Source organism: Ochrobactrum sp. MYb379, assembly GCF_037479515.1.
Taxonomy (GTDB): Bacteria; Pseudomonadota; Alphaproteobacteria; order Rhizobiales; family Rhizobiaceae; genus Brucella.
In genome coordinates, this window is sequence record NZ_JBBGYW010000001.1 from 243,257 (window position 1) to 257,892 (window position 14,636).

Genomic DNA, 14,636 nt, shown 5'->3' on the forward strand with positions numbered 1-14,636 from the left:
CCCTCTGGTCCGTTTGTCATTTCAGATGGAATTTGGAGCCGTTCACTGCATGCTGTTTCGCACTGCCCGCAGAGATAAGCAGATTCATGTTGTTGTATCGCCAGATCTTAGGGTCCGGTCTGATGACACGCATCAAGCTGTTTTGGGTGAGCACACCAAACTTGCACCTCTTTCTCATCTCGTACTCAAGCCCTTAGAACGCGTCCGTTTTTCAATTCACACACACCGTCGTGCGTGCATTGCGCTTGCGTCAGCAACACTTCTTGCAGGTGGTGCAATGGCGTTGATAACGGCAGGCCTTGTGCGTCACGGACATGCTTCGCAACCGATCATGGTTGATCCAGCCTCGCTTGTGCACAGCCATGCGGCTAAGAAAGAAGCGCGACTGGTTCCACAAAACGAAGTTGATGAAAACCAACGCATTGCTAAGCGCATCGATATTGCTGAAGGCACGGATGACGGTGAGGCGACACTCTTCACCTATCAGCATGTCATCCTTGATCTGAAAAGTGGTCCGAGCGGGCAGGGTCTGCGTAATCTGGCCTCGACACAAGTCAAAGAGAACAGCAATGAAGCCGCTGATCCGGCAGATAAAATATCAACGCTCGCCAATCAGAAAGGCGTGCCGCTGAATGTAAGTTTTGCCAAGCCAGCGGATATACCTCATCCAAAAGTGCACGAAATCATTCTTGCTCCACAGTCGCGCGAGAAGGTGGGGGTTCTCATGCAGGCAGCCGATATTGCTGCCGAGGATGCTGCACATCTCGAGCAGGCGTTAGGGCGAAAGGAGCTTCGCCCCGGTGATAATCTCGTTTTGCTTCTCGATCAGTCTTCCGGAAAGCCAGCACATATCACCATGGCGCGGTTCAGACATGGCAGTTCGTCTGATTCCGTTTACGGGCGAACAGACGATGGTGTTTTCCGCGCCAATGATAATCAGCGGCTTTTTGCACGCCTTTCACATGATGCTATGCTCTCGGCATCGCGTAAGTCTACTAAAGCGCGAAATGACGGGTCTGTTCAGTCGCAGCTTATTGCAGCTGGTGCGCCGCGTGCGGTCGCGGATGATGTGAAAAAGCTCGCGGCCGAAAATAACGTGTCTCTTCAGAAGGGCAGCAACGGGGTCGATAAGATCGATCTTCTGTTCCGTGAGAGCGTCGATACCGATCCAGAACTGGTATTTGTCGAGTTTAATACCAATGGCCGTGCCAAGCGACTGTACCGGCATGAGGTTGAGGGAAACGCGGATTATTTCAACGAGGATGGTTCCTCGATGACGAAATATCTGATGCATAAGCCTTTGCCAAATGGCCGTCTGAATGATGGATTTGGCTGGCGAGTGCATCCAGTTTTGCATGTCCGTAAACACCACAATGGCGTTGATTATGATGCGCCGATTGGCTCGCCGATCGTTGCTGCGGGTGATGGCGTTGTGGAACTGATTTCGTCACAAAAGGGCTATGGCAAATATGTACGTATTCGTCATCAGGGTGGCTATAGCACCACATATGCACATCTGTCCGGCGAAGCCAAAGGCCTGAAAACGGGTCAACATGTGAAGCAAGGTGAGGTGATCGCCTATGTCGGCTCAACCGGCTATTCGACAGGTCCGCATCTCTATTACGAGCTTAAAGTCGGTGATCAGTATGTTGATCCACTCAAAGCTCAGCTGAATGCAGGTGAAAAGCTGACAGGTTCGTCCATGTCCAGTTTCCGCTCGGAGATGGATCACGTCGATAAAGTTTTCAAACAGATGAATTTGGCGCCAATAGCAAGTGACGCCAAAGATGGATTAAATCATACAGGCCGGTAGGCATTCGCCAGAGCAACGAATTCTTCGACACTTAACGTCTCTGCGCGGCGTGTGCCGTCGATCCCCGTCTTTTCCAACAGTTCTGTACCGCCAACGGGTTTCAGGCTTTGACGCAGCATTTTGCGGCGCTGCCCAAACGCAGCCTGAGTAATCTGACCGAGCGCATCTGCACGACACGGTAAGAGCTCTTCGCGTGGCGAAATATGCACAACCGACGACATCACTTTCGGCGGTGGGGTAAACGCTTGAGGCGGCACATCAAAAGCAATTCGTGAATGCGTGCGCCAGCCTGCGAGAACACCGAGGCGTCCATAATGGTCGGTGCCCGGTGCAGCCACAATACGCTCACCCACTTCACGCTGGAACATGAGCGTCATTGAGGAATAAAACGGTGGCCATGGTTCAGTCAAAAGCCAGTTAATCAGCAATTGTGTGCCAACATTATAGGGCAGGTTAGCGACGATCCGCGGCTTTGGACCTTCAGGAAATAATGCCTTGAAATCCTGTTCGAGCGCATCGCCGGAAATTACGCGTAACCGCCCCGGATAATGCGCTTCAATTTCGGCGAGTGCATCAAGACAGCGTTCATCGCGTTCAATCGCGGTAACGATAGCACCTTGAGCAAGCAAAGCACGGGTCAGGCCACCTGGACCCGGGCCAACTTCGATAACCGGCTGATCCTGAAGGTTGCCTGCCTGACGCGCAATTTTAGATGTTAAATTAAGGTCGAACAGAAAGTTCTGTCCGAGTGACTTTTTCGGCATCAGATCGTGCCGTTCAATGACCTCACGCAATGGCGGAAGATTGTCGATACTCATGATTTCCGCCTAGCTTCGTTTTCTGCGAGTTCCTGCGCCAGTCTGATTGATGCGATGAGACTATCAGGACGGGCAATGCCCTTTCCAGCAATATCGAAGGCTGTCCCATGATCCGGCGATGTTCGGATGAAGGGAAGCCCAAGCGTAACATTGACTGTCTCGTCAAAGGCAAGCGCTTTGGCCGGGATAAGTGCCTGATCATGATACATACAAATCGCAACGTCATAGGTCGCACGTGCTGGTGCATGGAACATGGTGTCGGCTGGCAGCGGACCCCATGCATTGATGCCCTCGCGCTGTAATTCTTCGACCGCTGGTCGAATGATTGCGTCGTCTTCTTTGCCAAGCGCTCCGCCTTCACCTGCATGAGGATTAAGGCCGGAAATCGCAAGGCGAGGGGCGCTAATACCAAAGCGATCCGTCAACTCTTGTGCGGTGATATAAGCCACCTCCAGAATATCATCCTTGGTCAGCAAGCGCGGCACATCTGCAAGCGGAATATGGATGGTAACTGGTACGGCACGCAGTTCGGGACCAGCTAGCATCATCACAGGGATGACAGTGCGCCCGAGATGTTTGCTTGCAAGCTCAGCAAGGAATTCCGTATGGCCGGGATGTTTGAAGCCAGCATCATAGAGCGGTTTCTTGGCAATCGGGCTGGTGACTACTGCTGATGTCTCACCTTTTAACGTCAGTTCAACGGCCCGTTCTATTGCTTCAATAACGCCAGCTGCATTTTCGGGCAGCGGCTTGCCGGGACTTTCACTGTGTTTGTTTTTAAGCGGCAAAACAGGCAGCTTAGTATCGAAAATATCGAAAGCTTCGGCTGGTTTGCTGATTTCACCCAATGGCACATTCAGGCCAAGGTGCTGCGCTCGGGCAGTAAGTTGTTCCGGATCGGCAATCAGTAAAAACGGTGGCAGGTAAAGCTCTTCTCGCTGCAACCATGCGGTAAGAGCAACGTCAGCTCCAACACCTGAGGGGTCGCCAATGCTGAGTGCGAGCGGAGCAACTGATTGCGTGGTCATGACTTATATCTCAGTTGATGAAATAAGGGGGCAAAAGCCCCCTCGAATTAAGCACTCAGCGCTTGCCGAAACATGAGCGACATCGAAGCTTAGCGATTGACGATGCTTGCTTTCTCGCGAAGCTCTTCAACATACTTCTTGCTTAACGCATCAGCCTTCTTCTCCTGACCATCGGCAGAATCAGTGCCTTCCATGGAGAAAACGAGCTGCGCTACACGATCATCAGAAACCTTACGTGTTCCGCAGACTGTGAGAATTTCAACGCCTTTTTCGGTATCGCGTGGCGGTGTTGCACGGTTAGGGCTGGTTGCTTTCACATCCTTCGCCCATTCACCCGGAAGCTGCTGCTCGATAATACGCCCAAGGTCGCGCACCGTTACGTCGATCATGCCTTTGGTCAACTGACGCGTCGTATCACAGCTTTGAATGCGTGAGCGCAGTGCATTCGCTTCCTGACGACGTTTTGCCAATAGAGCTGGGGAGCGCTTTGCATTGGGTACAACAAAGATAACTTGCTGCAACTGATATTCGGTTGCACTCGGTTTCTTTCCGCCCTCTTTCAGCATGCGCTGAACAGCGTCTTGCTCACTCACCATGCCGGTTGCACGGAAGCGAGCGCTGACAAGACGGCCCCATCCCATCTGAACCATGATGTATTTCTTGAAGTGATCAGGCGTAATGCCAGCCTGATTCATAACCTGATTAAGCTGGGTAACGCTCATATTGTTACGCGTTGCAAAACCCGCATAGGCTTCATCGACTTCCTTATCGGAAATGTTAATGCCGCGTGTTTTCATCTCAATGCGCTTGAGCATTTCATCCGTCAGCTCTTGGCGGGCTGTCTGATTAAGATTGCCGCCCTTGCGCTGCAACTTAAGAAAGTTTGCACGACGTTGAATGTCACCATTGGTAATTGCATTACCGGATACAATGACTTTAGCCTCAGCCGAGTTTGATGCGGCGAGTGCCGGACTCAGACTCGCACCCGTTCCAAGCGCCGTCAAACAAACAGCGGCGCCCATCATGGTAGCGAAAAGAGGTTTTGCAAACATCATCTGTCTTTCCCGATTTCCTTCAGGTCGGCAATGCATAGCTCGCCGGATGTGCCATAGTGATATGCTTCAAAGGTTCTGTCTTGCTCAGACAGTCTCAATCAAAAGCCAATCACATTATGATGACTGTATAAATGAGGCAGTACGGCGAAACAATGACCCTCACGCATTTTACGGGCAATAGCGCGACTATTAACGCAATAAAATTGATTAAAATTGGCTGTATGCGAGTAAATGGCGGGCAATCAAAATGTAAAAAAACCGGAAATGATTTAATCAATTCCGGTTTTACTTTTGTTTAGAATGACTGCGATCCGCTGCCAATATCACCCAATGTACGGAACGATATATTAAAGCCTACGCTGTGCGACGCTTTACTCTCGCCGGGATTTCGCGTCTGAACATAAGCCATTGAGTAGGTGAAGCACTCATCATCATATGCAAGACCGGCAGAACCGCGAACAAGCGTGTCAGAAACCATATCATAGGTGCCTGAACCGAAAGTACGCCAGTTTTCGTTGATCTTAAGCGTGGCTGTTCCACCAACTTCCTGACGAAGCTCCGAGTAGCCGTAAGCAGGCTGCGGTGCAATGTAGGCGTAACGGGCAGAAACGCCAACACGGGACCAGTTTTGCTGGGCTTCGAGTTCACCGCGCTTAATGTTGAGATCGTCTTTATCGAAGCGACCGCGTGCAGCGAGTGCAAATCCGGTTGAGTTTGATGTGCCGATCATGCCGACATAGTCGGAACGAGCATCTTCCAAGCCAGAATCTGCGCCGACATTGACGAAGTCACTCGTGCCATAAGAGTTTACGCCGCCGAGCTGAATGGACTGTCCGCCAAGCGCGTAAAGATTCCAATCGCTGTTTTCGAAGCTGCCGGAATAGCGCAAGCCAAAATTAGCTCGTGTGCCACCTTCAACGCGATCATAGCCGGAAAACTTGTCGCGCGAAAAGAGATTGGTGGCATCAAAGACGAAGCTTTGCGCATCTTCGTTCGGAAGCTGGCCTGCATAGCGTTCGTTGTTACGCGCATATATCTGTGCGATCGGTTCGAGAATATGCGTTGAACTTGTGCTTGAGAACAAGATCGGCCAACGCAATTCAAGGCCAGCTGTCGCCATCGCGCGCAGCGCTTCGGATTTAACAACTGCATCGGTGAAACCAGCAACTGCCGGGTCAAAGTTAGTGTTTACACTGATTGCATCGGCGCGAAGTGCGAGCAAAGGCGTAATCACCAGACCTGCATCTGTTATGATCGTGCGCTTCCACTCAACTTCACCTGTCAGACGCGTATTGGTTCCGCTAAAGCCGGGAATACGTGGGTAATCCGGCAGCGATCGGATACCGTTCCTATATGTATAAGCATAATTTGCATTCTTGCGGTAAAGCGCCTGCAAGTTAGCCGTGAAGTTCAGCTCACCGCCATAAACGGATTCAGGCGCAGTGTAGGAGTAGTCAAGACTTGGAAAAACCCAAGGCTGCTTCGAATGCATTTCCACATCGCTGTAAGCTGATGTGATTGGATAAGATTCCTGCACATTGAAGCGATAGAAATTGAGATCGAAGTAATTGCGATTATTAACGCCACGCAAATAGATATTAGATACCTGCGTTTGTGCAGCGTAATCTGTCAGACCGTAAGTACGGCTGAAGTTACGGTCAGTCTGGGCCATAATATTCCAGCCAGCCTGCCAGCGCGCATTGATATCAAAATCACCCTTCGATGCTATCATGCCGCGATTTTTTTCATCGCGATCAATCGTATCAGCGTCGAATTCGCCAGGCTTCATCTGATGAATGCCTGCGATCTGAAGATTGTAGGTTCCGTTTTCGAGGCGGTGACGCCATTCAGCCTGTGTGAGGAAGCCCTGCTTTGTGTAAGCAGTGGTTGAAAGCGTCAGATCGTAATTCGGTGCAAGCGCCCAGAAATACGAGTTCTTGATACCGAAACCAAGGTCATCCTTGTAGGCAAAGCCCGGAAACAGAAAGCCGCTTTTGCGCTTAACTGTTGGGTCAGCCATCTCGAACGACGGGAAATATGCCAGCGGCATCCCGAAAAGCTCGAACTTACCCCGCTCAAAGCGCACGGTTTTTGTCGCGCTATTCCAGATGATTTTACGAGCTTTAATCTGCCAAAGTACAGGCTTGTCTGGGTCTTTTTCACAAGCTTGACAAGCGGTGTAGACACCATTGTTAAATGTGGTGATTTCACCATTGCTACGCTCGGCGCTTTCAGCAGCAAAGCGAGTATTATCAGTTGTCTCAACGCGAAGGCCGTTCACAAAGCCATCACGGAAACTGTCTGTTACGTCGAGATGGTCGGAGTAAATCTTATTGCCGTCACGTTCGACTATTTCAACATTACCAGTCGCAGTCATGCGACGGGTCTGCTGATTATAGGTCACCTGATCTGCAACGAGGCGATTACCATCATACTCAATGCGAACTTTACCCTGAGCGGTAACGACGTTTGCATCGCGATCATAGACGAGTTCATCCGCCTGCATCAGCATACGCGCGTTAGGATCGCTCTGGTAATTGGCTCCCAAAGAATCCTGCGCATGAACCTGCGAGGGGAAAACTGCAACTGAAATAAAAGGTATAGCAAGGGCGCACGCCAAGGCTGTCCCGCGTGCAAGACGCGTGAACGTGTGGGGCAGAACCATGCGGGCGTTACTCGAACCCACTAACCATCCTCCTTATGCAACAAAAAGGAGATACCAAAAAATGTTGCAATAACAACTGGAACCCATGCGGCAACGAAGGGCGGAACGAATCCCGCATTCCCGAAAGCCTTCACCAAGACCGAAACGACATAAAGCATGAAGCCAGCGACAACGCCACCCAGAATCATCGCTCCGGACTGACCAAATCGCACAAATTTTAACGACACTGTTGCAGCAATGAGTGTCATTGCCATCAGCAGTGCTGGCAATGCCAGAAGTGACTGGTATTGCATGTCAAATGCGTTTGCCGAATAACCGAAAGAGCGCGCAACTTCGATCTTATGACGCAGTTGCGTAAAAGGAATTGTGTCAGGGGAGGCAAGCTTTTCTTCCACATATTCCGGACGCAGTTGCGTTGGAATTTGGCTGCTCTCCAATTTGCGCGGTTCCGCACCGCGCGAGAATTGAGTGACGTCTGTCAGTTCCCAATAACCATCCTTGAGCTTCGCAATGCGAGCATCAAAGCGGTCTTTGATTTTCTTCTTGTCGTCGAATTGAATGAATGTCGCATCAGCAAGCGTTGCGCCGCGATCAAGAATGTTTTTCGCACCAATGATCGTTTCGCCTTCATCCGTCTTTTGTCGAAACCACGGATCTCGAAGCGCCGAGACGTCGGTGACTTTGCCATTTTTCCAATTGGACGCGATCGCATCAGCCTTGGAGAAACCATAGGCTGCAAAAGGATTGAGAATGAATATGGTCGCCAAACCAAAAAGCAATGCGCCGAAACACGCAGGCAGAAGGAATTGCCATGCCGATACACCAACCGAGCGCGCAACAACCAATTCGTATTTCCGGTTGAGCGATATCAATGTCGCCATTGCAGAAAACAAAGCGACGAACGGAATCATTTGTTGCATTACAAAAGGAACGCGCATCGCAGAGATGCCGAGCGCCATCCACACCGAATAGCCGGGGAGATTTGCAAGCTTGCTAGCATTTTCGGTAAAATCGAGCAGCAAAGCCAGCGCAAACATACCGAGAAGAAAATAGAACGTAATCTGCACATAGCGCACGAAGAAATAACGCCCGAGTGTCCAGCCAATCATGCTTGACCTCCTGCATCTCCGCGAAACCGCCCAAGAACACGGTTATATGCGTTTGTGATTTGATTTCTGATGTGCGCCGCACCATCGAGAACACGATCATTCCATTTATCAGGAATGCCTATGCGCCGACCTGTAACGAGGGCAAAGCCCGTCATGAGGATTACGCCAACAGGCACCAGATACATAATTACTATGTAGGTTTCGTCTTTATCTGCGCGGTCAGCCGAAAAATAGCCTGCCCAATAGACGAGCAAAGCGGTGCTGATCGCGGAGAAAGACGCCGATACTCTTGCCTCGCGGTGAGAACGCGAATCTCCAGCGAAAGCGAGTGCAATCATCGCAAAAACGATTGGGTATAGCCATTCTGATAAACGACGATGCAATTCGGCTTTGTAGCGTAGCGGCCGCGTTTGCAAGATTGGATCGTTTGGATCGGGATTAAGCAGGTAGGAGAGGGGGCGATCCTTTGCATAAATCACGAAATCATCGCCAGCAGATGTAAACTGGCTAAGGTCGAATGCGTATGAATTGAACTTGATTATTGAAACAGTGCCGTCTGAAACATCACGTCGCTGAACTTCGCCGTCCTTCATCAGAAGCATGTCGCCCGCCGGTGTGCTGGCAATGTTACCGTCCGATGCGTAATAAATCAGGTCGAGATTAGGGTCGCGGGAATCCGCGATAAACAGACCGCCAATGCTTCCATCTGCGCGGCGTTCTGCAATCTGAATATAGAGATTATCAGAGAGCTTGCGGAAGTTACCTTCCTGTACCACGACATTGAGCATGTCTGCGCTCGCATTGGCAATCATCGCGCGCATGTTCATGCGCGCATAGGGATCGACATAGTTCGCAACAATAAATGAAACGAGTGAGATAATTGCTGCAAGCAACAAGATTGGTCGCATGACCGCGCTGCGTGGCGCGCCTGATGCATTGATAACGACGAGTTCGGAATCCTGATTCATTGTCGAAAGCGTCTGCGTGATCGCGATAATCAGCGCAAATGGCATGACCAGTGGGATTGCAGATGGAATAAGAAGCGAACTGAATTGAATGATCGTTTGGATAGACTGGCCGCTCGTCGTTAAGAAGTCGACGCGTTGCAGCACTTGTACTGTCCACGTAATGCCCACCGCGGCACCCAGCACCGCGAAGAACATGACCGCCACGCGGCGCAGGATGTACAACTCAATCAATTTCATAGGCGGAGTTTACATCCCGGTTCCGTTGAAGGAGCCTGTCCCGATAGAAACAATGCTCGTAATTAAAATCTAGCGTAATAGCAGATGGCTAAAATTAGCCGAAGAAATTTGGTTAACAGATTACTAAAGATTTCTGGCGGATGCCAGCGCTAGCCTGATTTGGGGACTTAATAATTAAAGCTGAACGCTTTGGCCATGAGACAGATAGTTCCAGAGTTGTAATCTGCACGTTTTCACCGGAGTTAACGTAAAACTGATTTTGATGACGCAATACCCTTGCTGTTTCGCCATATTCGTCTCACATGAGTAGGGAAAAGTCGCGACACAATCGTGTCATCTTAAAATCAGGCTTGTTTGGAGTTGTTATGTCGAAACGCCCTTCTTTTTCCTTCAATGAATTTTCAGCACCGCAAAAAGGCGTAAGCATCGTTTTGGTTGCCAAAGGTGGAGGCTTTGCGGAAGAGGCGGGGCTGGCAGTTGGTGGCGCTGATAAGATCGCTCGGATAATCGAGGTTTCCGGCTTTTCAGGCGCTCTTGGTAAAACTGCAGAGGCAATTGAAACGTCTGAAGGCGGTATCGATAAGATTGTGCTGGTTGGTGCGGGAGAGCCTGGCGAACTTGGCAATGACGACTGGATCAAAATCGGCGGTGCGGCATTCTCGCGAATCGGTAAATCTGAGCGCGCAACAGTGACGCTGGCTCTGCCTGAAACGACAATTGCGGGTGATGAAGCAGCCGACGTCGCGCTTGGTATGATCCTGCGCTCTTACGAATTTAATCGCTACAAGACACGTAAGAATGAAGAAAATGGTGAACCAAAGCATGCTGCCAAGGTTCATATTCACGTGGCTGACACTCACAGCGCAAAGAAGGCGCTTGAAGTTGCCGAGGCTGTTGCCGATGGTGTTCTCAAGGCACGCGATCTTGTTAACGAACCAGCCAATGTCCTTGGCCCTGTAGAATTTGCGGAAGAAGCCGAAAAGCTTGAAAAGCTGGGCGTGAAGGTCGAAATTCTTGGCGAAAAGGAAATGAAGAAGCTCGGTATGGGCTCGCTTTTGGGCGTTTCGCAGGGATCGCCGCGTCCGCCACGTCTCGTTATCATGGAATGGCAGGGCGCGAAGGCTAAAGAAAAGCCGGTTGCCTTCGTTGGCAAAGGTGTGACCTTCGACACCGGCGGCATCTCGATCAAGCCTGCCGGTGGCATGGAAGAAATGAAGGGTGACATGGGCGGCGCTGCGGCTGTTACAGGCCTGATGCGTGCGCTCGCAGGACGAAAGGCAAAGGTCAACGCCATTGGTGTGATTGGCCTTGTTGAAAACATGCCAGACGGCAATGCACAGCGTCCGGGCGATATTGTTACCTCAATGTCTGGTCAGACAATTGAAGTCATCAACACTGATGCCGAAGGCCGTCTCGTACTCGCTGATGCGCTTTATTATACCAATGACCGCTTCAAGCCGCAGTTCATTATCAACCTCGCAACGCTGACGGGCGCTATTCTCGTGGCTCTTGGCACGCATCATGCAGGCCTCTTTTCCAATGATGATGAATTGGCAGACCAGCTTTACGATGCTGGTCAGGCGACAGGTGAAAAGCTGTGGCGTATGCCGATGGGCAAGGAATACGACAAGATGATCGATTCCAAGTTTGCCGACATGAAGAACAGCTCTGGTCGCCATGCAGGCTCGATTACCGCCGCGCAGTTCCTCAAGCGTTTTGTCGGCGACACACCTTGGGCGCATCTCGATGTTGCCGGTACAGCAATGGGGTCGCCAACCAACGAATATAGCCAGTCTTGGGCGTCCGGTTATGGCGTTCGTCTTCTTGACCGGTTGGTTCGCGATAATTTCGAAAGCTGAATTTGATTCAGAAACAATGCGTTGTGGCGAAGAGGTGAATCACTTTCTTCGCCACAGTGAATGATCTAAAGAGAGCGCATGGCTGAAATCCTCTTTTATCACCTGACTGAATCGACGCTCGATGAAGCTCTGCCGGGGCTTGTTGAGCGTTCGCTGACACGTGGCTGGCGTGTGACTATTCAGGCAGTCACGGACGAGAGGCGCGATTCGCTGGACAGTCTGCTCTGGACGTTTTCCGATACGTCATTCGTCGCACATGGGACGGATCAGGAGCCATATCCTGAGCAGCAGCCGGTTTTGCTGACCACCACGCAGGAAAACTCGAACAGCGCCACTGTCCGTTTTCTTGTAGAGGGTGCTTCACTTGATCAGGTTGATACTTATGAGCGTTTGGTTGTGATGTTTGACGGGCACAATCAGGAACAGCTCGAACATGCGCGGGCGCAGTGGAAGTCGTTTAAGACGGAGAACCACGATTTGACCTACTGGCAACAGACACCAGATCGTCGTTGGGAGCGTAAGGCCTGATGCGCGCGCTATTCGTTGCAATGATTATCGCAGGTTTCAGTATTGCGTTGGGCTATCCTTGGTATATGCGCCATTTTACCGGTGATGAAATTGGTCGCTGGCCTATCCTTGAAAGCCGTCAGGCTGGTTTCATCACGCAAGAAATCAAACTTGAAGCAAGCGACGCGCCCGTGCGCATCTTTCTTGATGCAACGCCACTGCCGGGCTATGTGCCAGCCGAACGTCGTTCAGCAATAACACTTGCTGTCAGCCGCAACGGTTTCCCTGTTCTTTCGCAGGGGATGGATTTCGCTTCGAACAGCAGTTCGATCAATACAGATCGCCCGCAGGATGGCAGCATTTTGCGCCAAAGCGCCGGTGATATTGATCCCGTATTGTCTGGCACTTATTCCTTCCGTGCCGTTCAAGGCAATACGGATGGTCTGCAACTTTCAAAGGTTGATCTTGTGCTGCGGCGCGGGGCCGAAGAAGCAGACGAGACCTATACAACGATAGGCCTCATTCTTGGTGTGCTTGGTGTTTACGCGTTGATGCGGACCCGCATTCGCCGCCGGGTTGATTAGAGCACATCCCGAAAAGTGTGAAGCGGTTTTCGGACCAAGATGTGCGTCAAAACAAACATTGAGAGCGCCGATCTGATAAAATCAGATCGGCGCTCTGGGTACTATTCAGCCATTGCTTCTTCATATTCGGAAGACATTTCGAGCCATTTGTCTTCCGCATCTGCGAGCGCTGATTTTGCATCGCTCATATCTTTATTGATACGGATCGCTTTTTGCGGTTCCTTCTCGTAAAGAGCAGGATCTTCCAACTGAGCCATTGATGTCTGAATCTGTTTCTGCAGTTTCTGAATCAAGCTCTCGGTTTCCTTGATCTTTTTGAGCAAGGGCGCGAATGTTTCGCGCTTCTGTGCAGCGAGTTTGCGCTGCTCAGCCTTGTTGACCTTCGGACCTTCTTCACGTTCTGAAACCTGATCGCCCTTAGCATCGGCGAGAACAATCTGACGATATTCATCCAGATCACCGTCGAACGCTTTGACGCCACCTTCACGCACCAGCCACAGTCGCTCCATCGTGGCTTCGATCAAGTGGCGATCATGCGCAATCAGAATTACTGCGCCGTTGAAATCATTGAGCGCGTGAACCAGTTCTTCGCGACTATCAATATCAAGGTGGTTGGTAGGTTCGTCGAGGATCAGCAGGTTTGGCCCATGGAAGGTCGCAAGACCCATCAGAAGCCGCGCTTTTTCGCCACCAGAGAGGTCTCTGGCAGGTGTCAGCATTTTCTCGGTCGAAAGTCCCATCTGGGCGACGCGTGCGCGAACCTTCGCTTCCAACTCACCCGGCATAAGCTTACGCACATGCTCAATGGCGTTGTCTTCCGGGATCAGATCATCCATCTGATGCTGCGCAAAGAATGCGACTTTGAGGCTTGGCGAAAGCGTCAGTGAGCCTTTTTCGGGCTGCAAGCGTCCGGCAATCAGTTTTGCCAGCGTCGATTTACCGTTACCATTGGAACCAAGCAGTGCAATGCGATCATCATTGTCGATGCGCAGCGTCACGTTGCGCAGTACCGGCTTGCCGGGAACATAGCCTACATCTGCGTTATCGAGCGCTATGACGGGTGATGCGGTCTTTTTGTCAGCGTCAGGAAAGCGGAACGGCTGCACATTGCTTTCAACATAAAGCTCAATCGGTTTCAGCTTTTCCAAAGCTTTCATGCGCGACTGCGCCTGACGGGCCTTGGTGGCCTTCGCACGGAATCGCTCGACAAAAGATTCCATATGCTTGCGATGCGCTTCCTGCTTGGCGTGAGCCTTTTGCTGAAGCTCAAGCATCTCATGGCGCTGCCGCTCAAACTGATCATAATTACCACGCCAGAAGCTGATTTTCTTCTGATCGAGATGCATGATTGATGAGGTGGCAGAGTTCAGCAGATCGCGATCATGGCTGATGATGATGACAGTGTGCGGATAGCGCTTCACATAGTCGACCAGCCATAACACACCTTCAAGATCGAGATAGTTGGTCGGTTCGTCAAGCAGCAGTAAATCAGGTTCGGAGAACAACACAGCAGCGAGCGCCACACGCATACGCCAGCCGCCGGAGAAGGCAGATGCCGGACGGCGTTGGGCTTCGGCATTAAAGCCCAGACCTGACAGGATCGCGCCTGCGCGCGCTTCCGCAGAGTGGGCATTGATATCAGCAAGGCGTGTATGAATTTCGGCAATACGATGCGGATCAGTCGCAGTTTCTGCCTCTTCAAGCAGCGCTGCGCGTTCCTTGTCGGCCTTCATAACGATTTCAATCAGCGCATCTTCGGTGCCGGGAGCTTCCTGTGCCACCTGACCGATACGCGTATTCTTCGGCAACGATATGCTGCCGCCTTCCGACGCAAGATCACCGGTTATCACGCGGAAAAGTGTGGATTTTCCGGTGCCGTTACGGCCAACGAAACCCGTCTTCGATCCCGCTGGCAGTGTGACACTGGCGTGGTCGATCAGAAGGCGTCCGGCAATGCGTACAGAGATATCATCAAGAATAAGCATGGTGAGAA

The 14,636-nt window shown here is 51.2% G+C and carries 11 protein-coding genes; 4 read left to right on the top strand and 7 right to left on the bottom strand.

Annotation, left to right across the window (positions count from 1 at the left end; translation table 11 throughout):
- The first annotated feature begins 49 nt into the window (after nt 1-49).
- On the top strand, nt 50-1,813 hold the full coding sequence (locus tag WH356_RS01240; protein WP_339508241.1) for a M23 family metallopeptidase: 1,764 nt from the start codon (nt 50-52) through the stop codon (nt 1,811-1,813).
- On the opposite strand, the gene rsmA is transcribed toward WH356_RS01240, so the two are convergent.
- From rsmA to lptF, 6 genes are all read right to left on the bottom strand, one after another.
- Nucleotides 1,798-2,631 (bottom strand): 16S rRNA (adenine(1518)-N(6)/adenine(1519)-N(6))-dimethyltransferase RsmA, encoded by an 834-nt coding sequence (rsmA, locus tag WH356_RS01245; protein WP_339508243.1) that lies wholly within the window; start codon nt 2,629-2,631, stop codon nt 1,798-1,800. The two genes, WH356_RS01240 and rsmA, sit on opposite strands and share 16 nt — an antisense overlap.
- Nucleotides 2,628-3,659, bottom strand: a complete 1,032-nt coding sequence (pdxA, locus tag WH356_RS01250; protein ID WP_339508245.1) for a 4-hydroxythreonine-4-phosphate dehydrogenase PdxA — start codon at nt 3,657-3,659, stop codon at nt 2,628-2,630. The genes rsmA and pdxA overlap by 4 nt, the downstream gene beginning before the upstream one ends.
- Before the next feature lie 89 nt (nt 3,660-3,748).
- A complete protein-coding gene (locus WH356_RS01255) occupies nt 3,749-4,714 on the bottom strand; it encodes a peptidylprolyl isomerase (protein ID WP_339508247.1) in 966 nt (321 codons plus the stop codon).
- A 295-nt stretch (nt 4,715-5,009) separates the two neighbouring features.
- On the bottom strand, nt 5,010-7,379 hold the full coding sequence (locus tag WH356_RS01260; RefSeq protein ID WP_339508909.1) for an LPS-assembly protein LptD: 2,370 nt from the start codon (nt 7,377-7,379) through the stop codon (nt 5,010-5,012).
- A gap of 20 nt (nt 7,380-7,399) precedes the next feature.
- Complete coding sequence (lptG, locus tag WH356_RS01265) at nt 7,400-8,488, bottom strand: LPS export ABC transporter permease LptG (protein WP_339508249.1); 1,089 nt, start codon at nt 8,486-8,488, stop codon at nt 7,400-7,402.
- Entirely contained in the window at nt 8,485-9,693 is a 1,209-nt protein-coding gene (gene lptF, locus WH356_RS01270) for an LPS export ABC transporter permease LptF (protein WP_339508251.1), read from the bottom strand. The genes lptG and lptF overlap by 4 nt, the downstream gene beginning before the upstream one ends.
- A gap of 365 nt (nt 9,694-10,058) precedes the next feature.
- On the opposite strand from lptF, the gene WH356_RS01275 reads away from it, so the two are divergent.
- The 3 genes from WH356_RS01275 (at nt 10,059) to bspB (ending at nt 12,643) form a co-directional block, all read left to right on the top strand.
- Complete coding sequence (locus WH356_RS01275; protein ID WP_339508253.1) at nt 10,059-11,552, top strand: leucyl aminopeptidase; 1,494 nt, start codon at nt 10,059-10,061, stop codon at nt 11,550-11,552.
- Nucleotides 11,553-11,630: 78 nt separating this feature from the next.
- Nucleotides 11,631-12,080, top strand: a complete 450-nt coding sequence (locus WH356_RS01280) for a DNA polymerase III subunit chi (protein ID WP_339508255.1) — start codon at nt 11,631-11,633, stop codon at nt 12,078-12,080.
- A complete protein-coding gene (bspB, locus tag WH356_RS01285) occupies nt 12,080-12,643 on the top strand; it encodes a type IV secretion system effector BspB (RefSeq protein WP_339508257.1) in 564 nt (187 codons plus the stop codon). Before WH356_RS01280 ends, bspB begins: the two co-directional genes overlap by 1 nt.
- Nucleotides 12,644-12,744: 101 nt before the next feature.
- On the opposite strand, the gene WH356_RS01290 is transcribed toward bspB, so the two are convergent.
- The gene (locus WH356_RS01290) at nt 12,745-14,628 is read right to left on the bottom strand and encodes an ABC-F family ATP-binding cassette domain-containing protein (protein ID WP_339508259.1); all 1,884 of its coding nucleotides are present in this window, start codon (nt 14,626-14,628) and stop codon (nt 12,745-12,747) included.
- Nucleotides 14,629-14,636 lie beyond the last annotated feature (8 nt).

Coding starts and splice junctions, on each gene's coding strand:
- WH356_RS01240 (WP_339508241.1), top strand. CDS start 50: ATGCTGTTTCGCACTGCCCGCAGAGATAAGCAGATTCATGTTGTTGTA.
- rsmA (WP_339508243.1), bottom strand. CDS start 2,631: ATGAGTATCGACAATCTTCCGCCATTGCGTGAGGTCATTGAACGGCAC.
- pdxA (WP_339508245.1), bottom strand. CDS start 3,659: ATGACCACGCAATCAGTTGCTCCGCTCGCACTCAGCATTGGCGACCCC.
- WH356_RS01255 (WP_339508247.1), bottom strand. CDS start 4,714: ATGATGTTTGCAAAACCTCTTTTCGCTACCATGATGGGCGCCGCTGTT.
- WH356_RS01260 (WP_339508909.1), bottom strand. CDS start 7,379: ATGGTTCTGCCCCACACGTTCACGCGTCTTGCACGCGGGACAGCCTTG.
- lptG (WP_339508249.1), bottom strand. CDS start 8,488: ATGATTGGCTGGACACTCGGGCGTTATTTCTTCGTGCGCTATGTGCAG.
- lptF (WP_339508251.1), bottom strand. CDS start 9,693: ATGAAATTGATTGAGTTGTACATCCTGCGCCGCGTGGCGGTCATGTTC.
- WH356_RS01275 (WP_339508253.1), top strand. CDS start 10,059: ATGTCGAAACGCCCTTCTTTTTCCTTCAATGAATTTTCAGCACCGCAA.
- WH356_RS01280 (WP_339508255.1), top strand. CDS start 11,631: ATGGCTGAAATCCTCTTTTATCACCTGACTGAATCGACGCTCGATGAA.
- bspB (WP_339508257.1), top strand. CDS start 12,080: ATGCGCGCGCTATTCGTTGCAATGATTATCGCAGGTTTCAGTATTGCG.
- WH356_RS01290 (WP_339508259.1), bottom strand. CDS start 14,628: ATGCTTATTCTTGATGATATCTCTGTACGCATTGCCGGACGCCTTCTG.